This window comes from Streptococcus danieliae (assembly GCF_009767945.1).
GTDB lineage: Bacteria > Bacillota > Bacilli > Lactobacillales > Streptococcaceae > Streptococcus > Streptococcus danieliae.
The window spans coordinates 1-15860 of sequence record NZ_WSRS01000039.1; the positions used below are offsets into that span (position 1 = coordinate 1).

Here is a 15860-nt window from a genome sequence, read left to right on the forward strand (position 1 = left end):
CCCCCACCACAGGGAAAGCATCTCATAGAAATTCGAAAGAAGCCGGATTCGGATTGACGTTAAAACCATCTCAACACCCTTATTAAAAAGCTAAATAATAAAAGCCTAAAACTGTCAGTTTTCAGGGATTCCACACAACTTGACAAAGAGCCAAAGGACAGACTCCGCCCTTGGTGCGACTCTCTATTTTTAAAAATGTATACTATTTGATATTTTGAAGTCCTAATGAGGATGCTAAAGAGAATTGGCAAAGATTCAGAGATGCTGACGAGTGCGATTGCTGGTTCCTTCTGAGGAACCAGCAATACATAGTTCATGAGTGCGAGACTGTAGACAGTATCTCCGAAGTTTGAGAGCATATCTGTAAAAAAGTAGCAAAATAGAGTTTGTGTTTTTTCAGATTCATAGATAGACCTCCTATTTTAAGATATTGTACACCAAAATACAGGGAGGTTTTTATTTGTTTCATATAAGTAAACTTATCTTTTTTGATTTGCTCTCCTATACCAATTGCTGACTCTTGACAAAGAGGGGTGAAAAAACTATAATTTTGTCAGTTAATTCACAAAAGTCGAATTAGACTATACCAATTTTTGGAGGAAGACAAGTATGTGTGGAATTGTTGGTGTTGTGGGAAATCCCAATGCAACCGATATTCTTTTACAAGGACTAGAAAAACTTGAGTATCGTGGTTATGATTCAGCTGGTATTTATGTTTCAAATGGTGCTGAATCTGGTCGCTTGGTCAAAGCCAATGGTCGGATTGCCGATTTAGAAGCTAAGGTGGGTGATCAGCTGGCTGGTTTTGCAGGGATTGGTCATACCCGTTGGGCAACGCATGGGAAGCCGAGTGAACTAAATGCTCACCCTCATCAATCGGAATCTGGCCGTTTGGTCATGGTTCACAACGGGGTGATTGAGAATTATGCTGAGATTCGTGCTACTTATTTGGAGAACCACCACTTCCAAGGTCAGACCGACACTGAGATTGCGGTTCACCTTGTGGGACATTTTGTGGAAGCTGAAAGTTTGAGCGTTTTGGAGGCCTTCAAGAAAGCCCTTAACATTATTGAAGGATCCTATGCCTTTGCCTTGATGGATACTGAGAATCCAGAAGTGCTCTATGTTGCCAAGAACAAATCCCCACTTTTGATCGGCTTGGGCGACGGCTACAATTTGGTTGGCTCAGATGCCATGGCCATGATTCGCGAAACCAGTGATTTTAAAGAAATTCACGATAAGGAATTGGTGATTGTGGAAAAAGACCAAGTCACTATCATGGATTATGCAGGCAACACGGTTGAGCGTGATAGCTATGCTGCTGAGTTGGACTTGTCCGATATTGGTAAGGGCACCTACCCTTACTATATGTTGAAAGAAATCGATGAGCAACCAACCGTGATGCGGAAACTCATCTCCACTTATGCGGATGCGGATGGCCAGATGCAGGTGGATCCAGCGATTGTACAAGCGGTGCAGGAAGCAGACCGCCTCTACATCATTGCAGCGGGTACGTCCTACAATGCTGGGTTTGCGTCTAAGAAAATGTTGGAAGAGTTGACAGAACGGCCTGTCGAGTTGGGAATTGCCTCAGAGTGGGGCTATGAGATGCCACTTTTGAGCCAGAAGCCACTCTTTATCTTCCTAACGCAATCAGGGGAAACAGCTGACAGCCGTCAGGTTTTGGTGAAAGCGAATGAGATGGGGATTCCAAGCTTAACGGTGACCAATGTACCAGGTTCAACCCTCTCCCGTGAAGCGACTTATACTCTCCTCCTCCATGCAGGACCAGAGATTGCCGTTGCTTCAACCAAGGCCTACACGGCGCAGATCGCAGCCCTTGCCTTTTTAGCAAAAGCAGTTGGCGAAGCCAATGGGAATGCTAAGGCAGAAGCCTTTGATTTGGTGCATGAGTTGTCCTTGGTGGCTCAGTCGATTGAGGCGAGTTTGTCAGAGAAGGATCTCGTTGACAGCAAGGTTCGCAAGCTTTTGGAAACAACTCGCAACGCCTTCTATATTGGACGCGGTCAGGATTACTATGTGGCCATGGAGGCCAGCTTGAAGCTGAAAGAGATTTCCTATATTCAATGTGAAGGTTTTGCGGCGGGTGAATTGAAACACGGAACGATTTCCTTGATTGAGGACGGTGTTCCAGTGATTGCCCTCTTGTCTGCCAATGAGAAGGTAGCGGCTCACACTCGTGGAAATATTGCTGAAGTGCAGGCGCGTGGTGCTCATGTCTTGACTATTGTTGAAGAAGGGGTAGCGCGTGAGGATGACGATATTGTTGTCAACCAAGTCCATCCTTACCTTTCCAGCATTGCTATGGTAATTCCAACCCAGTTGATTGCTTACTTTGCAACCCTTCATCGTGGTTTGGATGTGGATAAGCCACGGAACTTAGCTAAGTCTGTAACAGTTGAATAGCCTCGAATCTCTCCTTTGGGAGAGGTTTTTTTCTGGTTCATCCAATACTTGTAGGAGATATCGATTTTTCCTTGACATTTTTAGGAGATAGGACTATCCTAATAGTACAACATTTCGACTTACTATAAGGAGGCGTTTATGAAAAAGAAACCTGTATTTTTATATGTTTTATTGGGATTCTCAACCTTAGGGGTATTGATGAGTATCTATGGTTATGTTCAAATACCAAATCTGATTAAAACTTGGAATGAAATTTTAAAGGATGAAGCAATTCTCCAACAAATAGGCGGGGTGGATACTGTTAAACTTCAACTGGCTACTTTTGAGTGGGCAAGGAGTCTGCCATCGCTTTCAATGACTCTGTTGACGACCGTTCTTTTTGCTATCTCTGTTTTCTTCCTGTTTGTCAAAAAGGATGTTGTCAAGTCTACCTATACTTATTTAGCTATGCGATTAGCTGTTTTTGTAAGTTGGATGGTTTCGGTTTTGGTTTCGAATCGAATGGCTCAATCAATCGTTAAGAATAAAGAAGCTCTCGAGGGAGTTTTGGGTGCGAACAAAATGACCGTTATTGGTTATGCGGTTCTGACGATTCTTTTTTCTGCGATTGCCTATTACAGCTTGCGTCGTTACCAAAAGGCTGTGGAAGAAGAAGTTCTTGATGCAGAGGTGCTCTAATGCAAGAGATGACCTTTGTTTATATAAGTCTTAGTGGAAATACCGAAAGTTTTGTCAGCCGCCTGCAGACTTATTTACTGATTCAAAATCCCAGTCTGACCATTCATTTGATTGATATCAAGAGTTTGGTCAAGGAAGAGCAGGACTTTTTCTTCTTGAACAAGCCCTATGTGACCTTTGTGCCAACTTATCTAGAAGGTGGGAATGGGATTGACAATGGGGATGTGGAAATCTTAACAACGGATGTTCGCGACTTTATGGCCTATGGGGAAAATGCCTTTTACTGTCTGGGTGTTGTCGGCAGTGGCAATCGTAATTTTAATCACCAGTATTGCCTGACTGCTCAACAATACAGCCAACAATTTTCAATCCCTGTATTAGACACTTTTGAAATGCGTGGCATGCAAAACGATGTCGAGCGCATCGCCCACAAAATTTTGGAAGCTTACGCAGCTATCTACGAATAGCAAAATCACCCTGTTTCTCGTTCCAAAGGAGGAGAAACAGGGTGATTTTTTAGGCTTCAAAAATTACCGCATGGTAACAAATTCTTCGGATCCGGTTGGGTGGATGGCGACGGTTGCATCAAAATCAGCTTTGGTGGCTCCCATCTTGATGGCGACAGCGAAGCCTTGGATCATTTCGTCGACGCCGTAGCCGATTCCGTGGAGTCCGATGACCTTCTCTTCTGGTCCTTGGGTTACCAGCATGAGTTTCATAGGTTGCCGGTGCTCGGTAACAGCGGTGTACATGGAGGTAAAGGTAGAAGTGTAGGTTTTAACCTGGTCAGCTCCAAATTCTTGGATGGCCGCCTTTTCGGTATAGCCAACAGTTCCGATGGCCGGGTGGGCAAAGATGACCGTTGGGATGGTGCTATAGTCCATCTTGGCCTGGGTTTGGCCGTTGAAGAGGCGTTCAGCTAGGGTTCGTCCAGCCTTGATAGCCACAGGGGTCAATTCTTTTTCGCCAGTTACATCCCCAAGGGCGTAGATTTGAGGGGTACTGGTATTTTGATAGGCATCCACCTTGATGAAGCCACGTTCGGTGACTTCGACACCAGCAGCTTGGAGGTTGAGGTTTTCGGTGTTTGGTTGCCGGCCGATGGCCCATAAGACGGTTTGGCTGCTATGGCTGCTACCGTCTTGGAAGTGGAGTTGGATTCCGTCAGCAACTTTTTCAGCTCTGCTAACCACCTTATGGGTGTGGAGTTGAATGCCATCAGCTTTCATTTCTGCCAATAGACCTTCTAAGATATAGTCATCAAGATAGCGAAGGGGCGCGTCTTGGCGAACAAAGAGGTCAACTTTGACTCCAAGGCTGTTCAGCAGGCCAGCCATCTCCACGGCGATATAGCCAGCTCCGACAATAGCGATGGATTCTGGTAATTCCTCCCAGGCAAAGACATCGTCGGAGACAATCCCTAATTCCTTGCCAGGAATATCTGGGATGCTAGGCTTGGCCCCAGTCGCAATGACAATATGTTTGGCCCGCACCAATTCTCCATTCACCTCAACGGTATGAGCATCGACAAAGCGGGCATAGCCCTCAATGACTTCCACGCCATTACGGTCAAACTGGCCTCCATAGGAAGCGCGGGCCCGTTCAATATAGGCTTCACGATTTTTGCGAAGGGTCGCAAAGTCAAAGCTGACTTCAGAAGCATGAAAGCCATAAGCCGCCCCGTATTTTCCATAGACATCAGCGGTAGAGGCCCCATACCACATAATTTTCTTGGGCACACAGCCTAGATTGACACAGGTTCCACCCAAGAGGTTGCCCTCAATCACAGCCGCCTTAGCCCCATGCAGGGCTGCCCGATTCATTGTTGCAATACCACCAGATCCTCCTCCGATGGTGAGAATATCAAATTCTTTTACCATTTAGTTAGTCTCCTTTATTCTCATTTTACAATTTTTACTGAAGATTTTCTTGAATTTACTATGAAAAAAGGCTTTGCCGTCCGGCAAAGCCAAAAGGAGCTTACAACTCCGCGATTTGGGTAATGTCGACTTCCGCAAGGGTGTCGTTCCCGAACATGGTGATCATCATTTTCACCTTGTTGTTGTCAATTTCCGTAATTTTACCAGTGTAGTCAGTGAAGGCACCGTCAATAATCCGGACAGTATCCCCTTCCTTGAAGTCGAGGTTCAAATCTTCAACTGTTTGTCCCATAGACACCAGGATGGCACGGATTTCCTCTTCCAAGAGCGGGGTTGGTTTGGAACGGTTTCCGTGAGAACCTACGAAGCCGGTAACGTTTGGCGTATTCCGAACGACAAACCAAGCCTCGTCGGTCATAACCATTTCAACCAGCACATAACCTGGGAAGCGGTTTTCTTCTACTTCTTTCTTTTTCCCATTCTTTTCAACTTGAACGGTTTGAGTCGGAATCTCAACACGAAGAATATTCTCTAACATATTATAGGTCTGTGCACGTTGGAGGAGATTCTCCTTGACCTTATTTTCATAACCTGAGTAGGTTTGTAGGACAAACCACCCCTTGTCAAAACTATCTAGCATGAGCCTTCCTTTCCTATATAAAAAAGCCCGAGGGCTTGGTGTTTTCTTTTCAATTATAGCAAAAAACTCCCCAGACGGGGGAGTTTTTCGAGATTCTTATTGGAAAAAATCCAACAAGAGGTTAAAGACCCTTGATACAGCCTGGTCAAATAGGAAGATGACGAGGATGAAAAAGGCAGAGTATTGTAGGACGGACCAGAAGTCAGTCCAGCGTTGTTTTCGATTGGGCCAAGCGGTATCCCGCAAGATCCGGAATGTATCGAGGACAAATCGCATGGGTATCTCCTAACGTGTTTCTTTATGAGTGGTATATTTGCTGCAATGTTTGCAGAATTTATTAACTTCTAGCCGCCTTGGTTTGGGGTTGCTACTGAGTTTAATCGAGTAGTTCCGTGAACCGCAAACGGTGCAGGCTAAACTTGCTTTTTTTAGTGCCATGATGCCTCCAATAATCCTATTATAGCAAGATTTGCTGTTCTTGCCAAGTTCTCGCGTTGGGTAAAATCCAGGTCTTTTATTGGAAAAGTCCGGTGAAGCTATCCCAGAGGTTTTTGGCTTTTTCTGGGAGTTGGGCGCTGTTGAGGGCTTCCTTGGCTTGGTCGACCATGGTTTGGGCCTGGTTTTGAACATCGTTGAGGAAGCTGTTGAGGCTGTCCTTGTTGGTGTTTTCATCCTGGTCATAGATATTGACAGGGGCGATGCCATTGGCTGCATAAGCATTTTCCACAGAGAAGCTGCTGCCCTCGGTGTAGGGGAGGACGCTGCTGGCCATGCTTTGGAAGATGGTTGCAGCTTCGGTCGAGGAGGTTCCAGTTAGGTAGTGTTCCTGATCGGTTTCCGGGAAGCCGAGCCACTGGCTGATGACCACATCTGGGGTATAGCCGATCACCCACTGGTCACTGGAGACATCGGGGTTAAAGTCGGTTTCCATGGTTCCGGTTTTACCGGCCATGGTATAGCCTGCGGGTGCGGCGTAGATTCCGGTTCCGTTGGTAAAGGTTCCCAGCATCATCTGGTTCATTTTATTGGCGTCGGAAGCGGACATGACCCGTTTAGAAGTGGATTTATGGGTTTTGATAATTTGCCCACTAGCGTTTTCGATTTTGGTAATCAAATGGGCATCTCGCATGACCCCTCCATTGGCGAAGGCTCCATAAGACTGAGCCATTTGTAAGGGATTGGTCTCAAAACCACTGCCTAAGGCCATACCGAGTGTTGGAGTGTCATTGGTCAATTTGAGGCCGAATTTCTTGGCGCTGTCGACCCCTTTCTCAACTCCGAGTTCGTCCAAGGTAGCAACGGCAGGGATATTGAGGGAGTCGGCCAGGGCCTCATACATAGGAACAGTTGGGTTTGTAGTCATCCCAGCATAGTTATCAATGTTGTAGTCTCCGTAGGTTTTCTTGCTGTTGTTGAGTTCGGTGTTGATGGACCAACCAGCTGCCAGAGCCGGTGTATAGGAGACAATGGGTTTGATGGTTGAGCCGGGGCTCCGTTTGGACTGGGTCGCATAGTTGAAACTCCGGAATTCAGGGTTTTCATCGGAGTTGACACGCCCTACCAGTCCCCGGACACCACCGGTTTGCGGGTCCAGGGCGACGCTACCAGACTGGGCGTGGCTGCCATCTGCGGCTTGTGGGAAGAGGGCTTCATTGTCATAGATGAGCTGCATATTGGCCTGGTAGTTTTGGTCCAGTTCCGTGTAGATGCGGTAACCGTTATTGACAATGTCCTCTTCAGAGAGACCATAGACCCGCTCGGCTTCCGAAATGAGGGCATCGAAATAAGAAGGGTAGCGGTAGTCGTCCGTCTTACCGGCATAGGTATCGGACAGCTGCCCGGCCATGTTGACGGTTGCTGCCTGGTCTGCCTCCGCTTGGCTGATATAGCCTGCATTGACCATGTTTTGCAAGACCGTATTTCGACGGTTGCTGGCATTTTCGAGCGACGAGAGGGGGTTGTAGAGCTCCGGTCCCTTGAGCATCCCGGCCAAGGTTGCCGCCTGATCCAGGCTCAACTCACTGGCTGATACTCCGAAGTACTTCTGACTGGCATCCTCAATACCCCAAATACCGTTACCGTAGTAGGCATTGTTGAGGTACATGGTGAGGATTTCTTCTTTAGAGTAGGTTTTGGTTAATTCTAAAGCCAAGAAGAACTCTTTGGCCTTCCGCTGGATGGTCTGGTCCTGGGACAAAAAGGCGTTTTTAGCCAACTGTTGGGTAATGGTTGAACCACCCCCGCTTCTGCCGGCCGTGACAATGGCTAAGGCAAAGCGGACGTAGTTGATCCCGCTATTCTCGTAGAAGGAGCGATCCTCGGTTGCGACAACGGCATTTTGGAGGTTGGCGCTAATGGCGGGTAGTTCGATATAAGTTCCCTTCCGGCCGGTCAGGCTCCCTGCTTCATCATCGTTGCGGTCATAAATAATGGTTGTGGCCTTGAGGGCATTTTGCAGGTCATCGACATTGGCCGACTTGGCCAAGTAGAAGAGCCAGCCCCCAACTAGCAAGCTAAAGGATAGGAAGAGGATCAAGAGGATTTTGGTCAAATGGTAACGCCGCCAAAAGCGGCGAAAGGCGGGCCAAAAACCAGCTTTTTTCTTACTTTCTGAACGGCTATTAGGGCTGGTCTCGTCTGCTAGAGACCAGTCATACGAGGATTGCTCTTCGGGGGGCAGCCCGGTTTCTTCTGGATTTTCTGTGGCCTTAAAGAGCTGCAAAAACTGCTCAAAGGCGGATTTTAGTCTATTCATAGGGCTATTGTATCAATTTCTCCACAGGGGAACAAGAAAATGCCTTATTTCCCGCCTTGTTTTCAGTTTTTCTTAAGCTTTCTTTCTGTTACAATGAGGGTATGAAGATTTCTATCACTATCCCTGCCGTCTGGGCAGGCTTGAGCATAAAAGAGGTTTTAGAAGAAGCCCTGTTGATTCCACGTAAAATCCGTCATTTTCTAAGGATGGAGAAGGCCTTGTCCTTGGATGGGCGGCCGGTTCACTGGCAGAGTCTGGTAGCTGAGGGGCAGGTCTTGGTCTTGGAATTTAAGGAGGACTGGTATGAGTCCCGCCTGGTTCAAGCGGGGCAGGCAGATCAGGTCGAGGTGGTTTATGAGGACCAACATCTGATTGTTGTTAACAAGCCCGAAGGTATGAAAACCCATGCCAATCAACCCGGAGAAATGGCCTGTCTCAACCATGTTGTGGCCCACACAGGGCAAACCTGCTATGTGGTCCACCGGCTGGATCAGGAGACCAGTGGTCTTTTGCTGTTTGCCAAGAATCCAGTGGTTCTGCCCCTACTAAACCGGCTTCTGGAGAAGCGAGCCATCAAGCGGGAGTATTGGGCTTTGGTTGAGGGGAGGTTTGCAGCTAAGGAGCAAGTTTACCGTGATCCCATTGGCCGAGACCGCCATGACCGCCGCAAACGGCGAGTCGATCCTCGAGGGGGACGGTCGGCTCAGACGACGGTCAAGCGACTTAAGCTGGGATCAGCTGCGACCTTGGTGACCTGTCAGTTGGCCACGGGTCGGACCCATCAAATCCGGGTTCATTTGTCCCATCATGGTTATCCCCTAGTGGGAGACCCCTTGTACCATCCGCAGCCGGAAGGGCGACTGATGCTCCACGCGCATCGTCTGAGTTTGGTTCATCCCTTGACTCAAGAACCTCTGGTTCTGCGAGCTACATCGCCCAGTTTTGAAGCAGGTATAACGTTTGCACTAACTAGCTAATTTCTCGGAAGTTTCTTGCTTTTTTTTCTATAAAAGAGTAAGATAAGGGAGATAAAAAATGGGAGGAAGCACGAATATGGCACATATTCAATTTGATTACTCAAAAGTGCTGGATAAGTTTGTAGCACCACATGAAGTGGACTACATGCAGGCACAGGTTTCAGCTGCTGATGAACTTCTACGCAAGGGAACAGGAGCTGGGAGCGACTTTACAGGTTGGTTGGACCTGCCTGAGAATTACGACAAGGAAGAGTTTGCACGAATCCTTGAAGCAGCTGAGAAGATTAAATCGGACAGTGATGTTTTGGTCGTAATCGGGATTGGTGGATCTTATCTAGGTGCTAAGGCAGCGATTGATTTCCTCAACAACCACTTTGTAAACTTGCAAAGCAAGGAAGAGCGCAAGGCTCCACAAATTCTTTATGCTGGAAACTCCATTTCCTCCACTTATTTGGCCGACTTGGTTGAATACGTAGAAGATAAGGATTTCTCTGTTAACGTGATCTCTAAGTCTGGTACAACGACTGAACCAGCGATTGCCTTCCGCGTCTTCAAGGAATTGTTGATCAAAAAATATGGTCAAGAAGAAGCCAACCGTCGGATTTATGCAACAACTGACCGTGAAAAAGGAGCGGTGAAGGTTGAAGCAGATGCTAACAACTGGCAAACCTTTGTGGTTCCAGATGATGTTGGTGGCCGTTTCTCTGTCTTGACAGCCGTTGGTTTGTTGCCAATCGCTGCTTCCGGAGCAGACATCCAAGCTCTGATGGACGGAGCCAATGCAGCTCGGATGGACTATCAATCTGATCAGTTGAGCGAAAACCAGGCTTACCAATATGCTGCAGTCCGCAACATTCTTTACCGCAAAGGTTATGCGACTGAAATCTTGGTCAACTATGAACCATCTCTTCAATATTTCAGTGAGTGGTGGAAACAGTTGGCCGGAGAGTCTGAAGGAAAGGACCAAAAAGGTATTTACCCAACATCGGCTAACTTCTCGACAGACTTGCACTCACTTGGACAATTTATTCAAGAAGGCGCACGCATCCTGTTTGAAACCGTTATTCGTGTCGACAAACCACGTAAGAACGTGCTCATCCCTGAATTTGACGAGGACCTCGATGGCCTTGGCTACATTCAAGGAAAAGACGTTGACTTTGTCAATAAAAAAGCGACAGACGGAGTGCTCTTGGCACATACAGATGGAGATGTTCCAAACATGTTTGTGACCCTTCCAGAACAAGATGCCTTCACTCTGGGCTATGTGATCTACTTCTTCGAATTGGCGATTGCCATCTCTGGTTACTTGAATGGTATCAACCCATTTGACCAACCAGGAGTAGAAGCCTATAAGAAAAATATGTTTGCCCTACTTGGCAAACCAGGCTTTGAGGACCTATCTGCGGAACTCAATGCCCGCCTATAATCAGCGAAAAAGAGGTTGGACGGAGGTCCAACCTCTTTTTTTGAGCTCTTTGTTAGGATGGTGGATATGTTTTGCTCAGGAATCGGCTTTACTGACCTATTCCGAACTCATTGAAGCAAGGGTGGTTATAGTTTGTATAGGGCACCTCTAAAAACTAAATTTCTGAAAATCTAAATGTTGATTTATCAAGGTTTGAGTGATTAAATTTGAAGAAAAACTGGGGTTTTTAGAGGTCCCCATAAACTCAGCAGGAGCACAGGAATCGCCAAGGTGAAAATGAAGCGACTTTAAAAAATAATCAAAAAATATATCTTCCATGAACGAAACCATTTTTATTTATATAAAGAATCTGATATAATTATATAAAAAACACAGGAGAAGAGCTATGGAAAAACGTATTCCTAATCACTTTTCGAACTCTGTCATTGCCTGCAGTGAGGTTCATCAAGGAGGCTAGCCAATGTCAGATTTTGAAAGTAAATGAGTGTCAGTCCCCATGATTTTAGCTATGTGTAGGAGGAAGAGCGATGATGGATGTTATTTTTATTTCACCTCTAGGTTGGAGTCGGCATGTCTGGGATAAGGTCATCACTGATGAACGATTTGGCCATAAATCTTATGAGGTGATTGAATTTTTGAATACCTCCTTTGAAGAGATTTCGGTAGCTTCTATTGAGAAAACCATTAATAATTTTCTAGGGAAGTTGGCTCCAGATGGTCTTGTGATTACTGCTTCCTATGGGACGGCTGCCCTGACTGCTTTTTTGAAAAAGCAGGCGGTTAGTTTGGAGCGTCTACTTGTGATCGATGGCCTGGATAGGCTTCCATCAGCTGAGGAATTAGCAGCGATGTTTGTTTCTGTTGAGGATAAAACCTATCAGGCTGTCGCAGACTACTATGAGGATATGCTATCGGCTGATGAGCGAGGTGATGGGGAATTGTTGGCGATCTTAGCTGCTAATTTGATAAAGCGAGACGGAGCTTATTTCCCGAGTCTTGACATCAAAGGTACGAAGGCCTATCTCTCCCTTTATGCTGATTTGGATGTTGCGAAAGAGTTTGGTGCTATTTTGGGTCAGATTAAAAACTTGGCTGTCTTTTCCAGTAGGTCAGTTAACTTCCCTCATATTCCAATTAGAGAGGAAGATCACCTATTGATGTTAAAAGACCCCCAGCAGGTATTAGAAAAGATCTTTGGGGTATCGGAAGGGCCAGCTAAATAGGGCACCCGCACTCTCAAAATCCTGCAGATAGTTTCGTATCTGCAACGCTTCTGCAAAAGAATAAAGATTTTTCAAAAAATTTTCATTATTTTTAGAGTGATAGAATAGAGGATAAAGTTTTTGAAAATTGTTTAAAACTTAGAATGATTCTTGATAACTATTCAATAATAGATCCTAGAATTGCTCCCGTTAAAGAGAAAAAAGACTGTTGCAGAAAGGGGACGTTTGTTCGAGGGAGGCTTATTTTTGTTATACTGCTTCTGTGAATATTTTTTCACAGAATATTGAATGACTAAGAAAGGGAGACAGTCTTGTTTTCACCCTTCTTATTTTATTATTTCCAGATTGAGAACCCAATGGGTTCTTTTTTCTTCCTTCTCTTAACGGACTTGAAGGACTTGTGGTATAGTAGGAGGGAGGAGGTGTGTATGAAAAATCAACAGCAAAGGATTGTCCTTGGGACTCTCTATGGAATTCTATCGGGTATTGTCTGGGGTCTCTGCGGGATCATTGGTCAATACTTTTTTTCACATTATTCAGTGGAAACGGGCTGGATTACCTCCATGCGTCTTTTGGTTGGTGGTTTGACCTTACTGACCCTGGCTGTTATTCAAGATCCGAGTGGCTTTTGGAAGCTGTGGCAGGAACCACGGTACTTGCCTCGTTTTTGTGCCTACACCATCTTGGGTCTGTTTTCAGTCCAATTTTTCTTTTACCTCAGTATTCAATATTCCAATGCGGCGACAGCCACCATTTTGCAGTTTACGGCGCCGATTTTCATTTTGCTCTACACAGCCTTGTGGAAAAAACATCCAGTTTCTAAGAAGTCGATTCTGTATGTTGTCCTCACCATGCTGGGGGTGACCTTGTTGGTTAGTGAGGGGGATTTGAGTCAGCTTTCGATTAGTCCCATGGCCTTGGTGGCGGGACTCCTAAGTGCGCTGGGGATTTTGTTTAATACTACCTTGCCGACCCATTTTATGAACCGCTTTGGATCGCTTTACACCTTGGGTTGGGGTTTCCTGGTGGCAGGCATTTTTTCCAATTTTCTCTACCCTGTCTGGAAGCTGACCTTCCAAGTCGATGCCGTGAGTTTGTCGATCTCGGCCATCATTGCCTTTTTTGGGACCGCCTTTGCCTTTTGGATTCTCTTGCAGGCGCTCAAATTGGTGTCGCCCTTAGTGATTTCGGTGGTTGGTGCCAGTGAACCCCTGGCTTCAATCTTGCTTAGCCTAGCCTTTTTAGGCTTGGAGCCTCATTGGTCGCTGTTTTTGGCTTCTGTCTTGATTTTACCGTCTATGATTTTACTTTCGATAGAAGAGGAAAAAATTTAAAGAGGAGAAGCTCTGTTAGCAGGATTTGGGAGTTATAAATGGATAGTGCACAATTAATGGACCGGGTAGATGCAGCCTCCTTTCGGATGATTACCCTCCTCTTGCAGGAGGGGGGACCGCTACCCTTGGGAGAGATTCAGGCGCGCACAGGCTTGTCTCGCAAGACTTTTTTAAAATATTTGGATGAGTTTAATGAGCTTCTAGACCAAGAAGGGCTTGGGGCTCAGCTAAGTTTGGAGGGGGAGGTCTTGCGTTTACAGGCGGGGCGGAGCTTTCAGCTGGTGGCTTTACTGGGAATCCTTTTGCGGCGCTCCTTACGTTTTCGGATTTTGGAGGCTATCTGGTCCCAGCAGGTCTTTAGTATCCAATCTTTGGCCACACGTTTTCAGATTAGTGAGGCGACCTTGAACCGCCAACTCCTGGGACTCAACCAGCTCTTGGAAGAGTTTGGCCTTGTGATTCAGAATGGGCGCTTGCGGGGTAGCGAATTGCAAATTCGCTACCTGGCTTTCCGGTTGTTACAGGAGATTAGCCTGCCAGCAGATGTTCTGAATCTCCAGCAGCAGGCCGCTTTTGTAGAGTTTCAGACTGCCTTACAGGGGTTAACTCAGAAGGATCTGGGCTTGGACCTGGCCCTGTGGTGGTCGCTGGCTCAGATGCGCCAACGCTTTCAGTATGGAGAGTCGGAATTTTTGGGACTTTACCAGGAGCATCCAACTTTTCAACAATTGAAACAGTGCTTGCTTCCTTTGGATATGGAGGAGCGGGAGCTAAAACTCTTGTTTGCCTTCCTGGTTGGTCAAGGTCTTTTGTCCAGTCGGGAGATGGAGCGGGTGTTAGCCTTTGGAGGTCCCATTCAGGACAAGGTGACCGAATTGTTACAGGCTTTAAAAGAGTTGGGGGTGTCGCCCCACGGGCCAGGTCCTATTCTGGATGAATTGGGGCGGTTGGCCAGTCAGGTTTATTTCTTTAAAGGGGGGGTGGCTACTGGGGATGGTGAGCGGAAGCTTCAGTCCTATATCCAGCTCCAACCCCAGTCTTGGCTGATGGTTGACGTGGCTGGTTCCTTGGCTCTGCGCTTGGTCGCTGGTGAGGATAGCCGCTTTCTAGCCTTTGAGTGGGATTTTATCCAAATTTTGAACTACCTGGGTGATTTGAAGCAGGTGTCCCAGCGTGTGGCAGTTGATTCCTACCGGTCAGCCCTGGTTTTGGCCCGAATGGTGCGGACCCTCAAGCAGTACTTGCAGCATAATCGCTTGATTGAGGTGGAAGCTTATCAGGAGGGAATGGACTATAGCTTGGTGGTGACCGATGCAGCCTGGCGGACCTATTCTTACCAGACCACCTATCTTTTACAAAACGATTTATTGGGCTATGACCTGGAGATGATCCGGGAGCTCCTTCAAACTGATAGGATTTTGTGAAACAATCACAAAATCCTATCAGTTTTTTTAAAATCATAAAAAAAGTTGATAGGATAAGAATGAAAGCGTTTGATATACTAAAGGTAGATTAAAAATCTTAGGAGGTCTATCATGGCAGAAACGTACATTATGGCGATTGACCAGGGGACGACGAGTTCACGGGCGATTCTCTTTAATAAAAAGGGAGAAAAGGTTGCGAGTAGTCAGAAGGAATTTACGCAGATTTTCCCAGAGGCTGGTTGGGTAGAGCATAATGCCAACGAGATTTGGACATCCGTACAATCCGTCATTGCGGGGGCTTTTATTGAGAGTGGTGTTAAACCAAGTCAGGTAGCAGCCATCGGGATTACCAACCAGCGGGAAACAACGGTGGTCTGGGACAAGGAAACAGGGCTTCCAATCTATAATGCCATTGTTTGGCAGTCTCGGCAAACAGCTCCGCTAGCGGAACAGTTGAAGCAGGATGGTTATACAGAGCTCTTCCATAAGAAGACTGGTTTGGTGATTGATGCCTACTTCTCTGCGACCAAGGTTCGTTGGATTTTGGATCAGGTTCCTGGTGCGCAAGAACGGGCTGAAAAGGGCGAATTGCTCTTTGGAACCATCGATACTTGGTTGGTCTGGAAGTTGACAGATGGAGCTTCGCATGTGACCGACTACTCCAATGCGGCACGGACCATGCTCTACAATATTGAAACCTTAGAGTGGGATGATGAGATTCTCGAAATCTTGAATATTCCGAAAACCATGCTGCCAGAAGTTCGTTCCAACTCTGAAGGGCACCTCTAAAAACTCATACTTATTGTCGCCTTATTTCAAATAAGTAGGTATTCCTATTTGGTAGTGCGGACGTGAGCAGTCTCCTTCGGAGTCTCATCACTAAATTTTGAGCCAAGGTCTCAAAATCTCCGCCATCTAGCAGTTGTTTCTAACTGCTGACGGTTCCACTACAGTAGAAATACCTGCTTTTCTTTATTTTCACTCCCTAAGTTTTATGAGATAATAGAACTACTAAGATCAACGAGGTACTATCATGCTATTATTTTCCGACGATGAACGACTTCTAGAAAAACTGTCACAATTGGGAAATCAACTA

At 46.3% G+C, this 15860-nt stretch carries 13 protein-coding genes and 1 pseudogene; 9 read left to right on the top strand and 5 right to left on the bottom strand.

Annotated features, from left to right (window positions below; all coding sequences use genetic code 11):
- Window positions 1-609 precede the first annotated feature (609 nt).
- From glmS to nrdI, 3 genes are all read left to right on the top strand, one after another.
- Window positions 610-2427: a glutamine--fructose-6-phosphate transaminase (isomerizing) gene (glmS, locus tag E5983_RS05185; RefSeq protein ID WP_160332847.1), complete on the top strand. Its 1818-nt coding sequence runs from the start codon at window positions 610-612 to the stop codon at window positions 2425-2427.
- A 138-nt stretch (window positions 2428-2565) separates the two neighbouring features.
- Entirely contained in the window at window positions 2566-3105 is a 540-nt protein-coding gene (locus tag E5983_RS05190) for an ABC transporter permease (RefSeq protein ID WP_160332848.1), read from the top strand.
- Complete coding sequence (gene nrdI, locus E5983_RS05195) at window positions 3105-3572, top strand: class Ib ribonucleoside-diphosphate reductase assembly flavoprotein NrdI (protein WP_160332849.1); 468 nt, start codon at window positions 3105-3107, stop codon at window positions 3570-3572. Before E5983_RS05190 ends, nrdI begins: the two co-directional genes overlap by 1 nt.
- 63 nt (window positions 3573-3635) lie before the next feature.
- Here nrdI and gorA read toward each other — a convergent pair whose 3' ends face one another.
- The 5 genes from gorA to pbp2a form a co-directional block, all read right to left on the bottom strand.
- A complete protein-coding gene (gorA, locus tag E5983_RS05200; RefSeq protein WP_160332850.1) occupies window positions 3636-4985 on the bottom strand; it encodes a glutathione-disulfide reductase in 1350 nt (449 codons plus the stop codon).
- 100 nt (window positions 4986-5085) lie between these two features.
- On the bottom strand, window positions 5086-5625 hold the full coding sequence (gene nusG, locus E5983_RS05205) for a transcription termination/antitermination protein NusG (protein ID WP_160332851.1): 540 nt from the start codon (window positions 5623-5625) through the stop codon (window positions 5086-5088).
- A gap of 96 nt (window positions 5626-5721) precedes the next feature.
- The gene (gene secE / locus E5983_RS05210) at window positions 5722-5901 is read right to left on the bottom strand and encodes a preprotein translocase subunit SecE (protein WP_160332852.1); all 180 of its coding nucleotides are present in this window, start codon (window positions 5899-5901) and stop codon (window positions 5722-5724) included.
- Between the two features lie 9 nt (window positions 5902-5910).
- A complete protein-coding gene (rpmG, locus tag E5983_RS05215) occupies window positions 5911-6063 on the bottom strand; it encodes a 50S ribosomal protein L33 (protein WP_160332853.1) in 153 nt (50 codons plus the stop codon).
- A 76-nt stretch (window positions 6064-6139) separates the two neighbouring features.
- Window positions 6140-8380, bottom strand: coding sequence for a penicillin-binding protein PBP2A (gene pbp2a, locus E5983_RS05220; protein WP_160332854.1), 2241 nt, complete (start codon window positions 8378-8380; stop codon window positions 6140-6142).
- Between the two features lie 101 nt (window positions 8381-8481).
- Between pbp2a and E5983_RS05225 the strand changes: the two genes are divergently transcribed.
- The 6 genes and pseudogenes from E5983_RS05225 to E5983_RS05250 all read left to right on the top strand — a co-directional run.
- On the top strand, window positions 8482-9357 hold the full coding sequence (locus E5983_RS05225) for an RluA family pseudouridine synthase (RefSeq protein WP_160332855.1): 876 nt from the start codon (window positions 8482-8484) through the stop codon (window positions 9355-9357).
- A 76-nt stretch (window positions 9358-9433) separates the two neighbouring features.
- A complete protein-coding gene (locus E5983_RS05230) occupies window positions 9434-10783 on the top strand; it encodes a glucose-6-phosphate isomerase (RefSeq protein ID WP_160332856.1) in 1350 nt (449 codons plus the stop codon).
- Window positions 10784-11310: 527 nt separating this feature from the next.
- Complete coding sequence (locus E5983_RS05235) at window positions 11311-12006, top strand: thioredoxin domain-containing protein (protein ID WP_160332857.1); 696 nt, start codon at window positions 11311-11313, stop codon at window positions 12004-12006.
- A gap of 428 nt (window positions 12007-12434) precedes the next feature.
- Entirely contained in the window at window positions 12435-13340 is a 906-nt protein-coding gene (locus E5983_RS05240) for a DMT family transporter (RefSeq protein WP_160332858.1), read from the top strand.
- 38 nt (window positions 13341-13378) lie between these two features.
- Window positions 13379-14764, top strand: a complete 1386-nt coding sequence (locus E5983_RS05245) for a helix-turn-helix domain-containing protein (RefSeq protein WP_160332859.1) — start codon at window positions 13379-13381, stop codon at window positions 14762-14764.
- Window positions 14765-14872: 108 nt separating this feature from the next.
- A pseudogene (locus E5983_RS05250) lies at window positions 14873-15541 on the top strand (FGGY family carbohydrate kinase); the annotation flags it as partial.
- Between the last annotated feature and the right edge of the window lie 319 nt (window positions 15542-15860).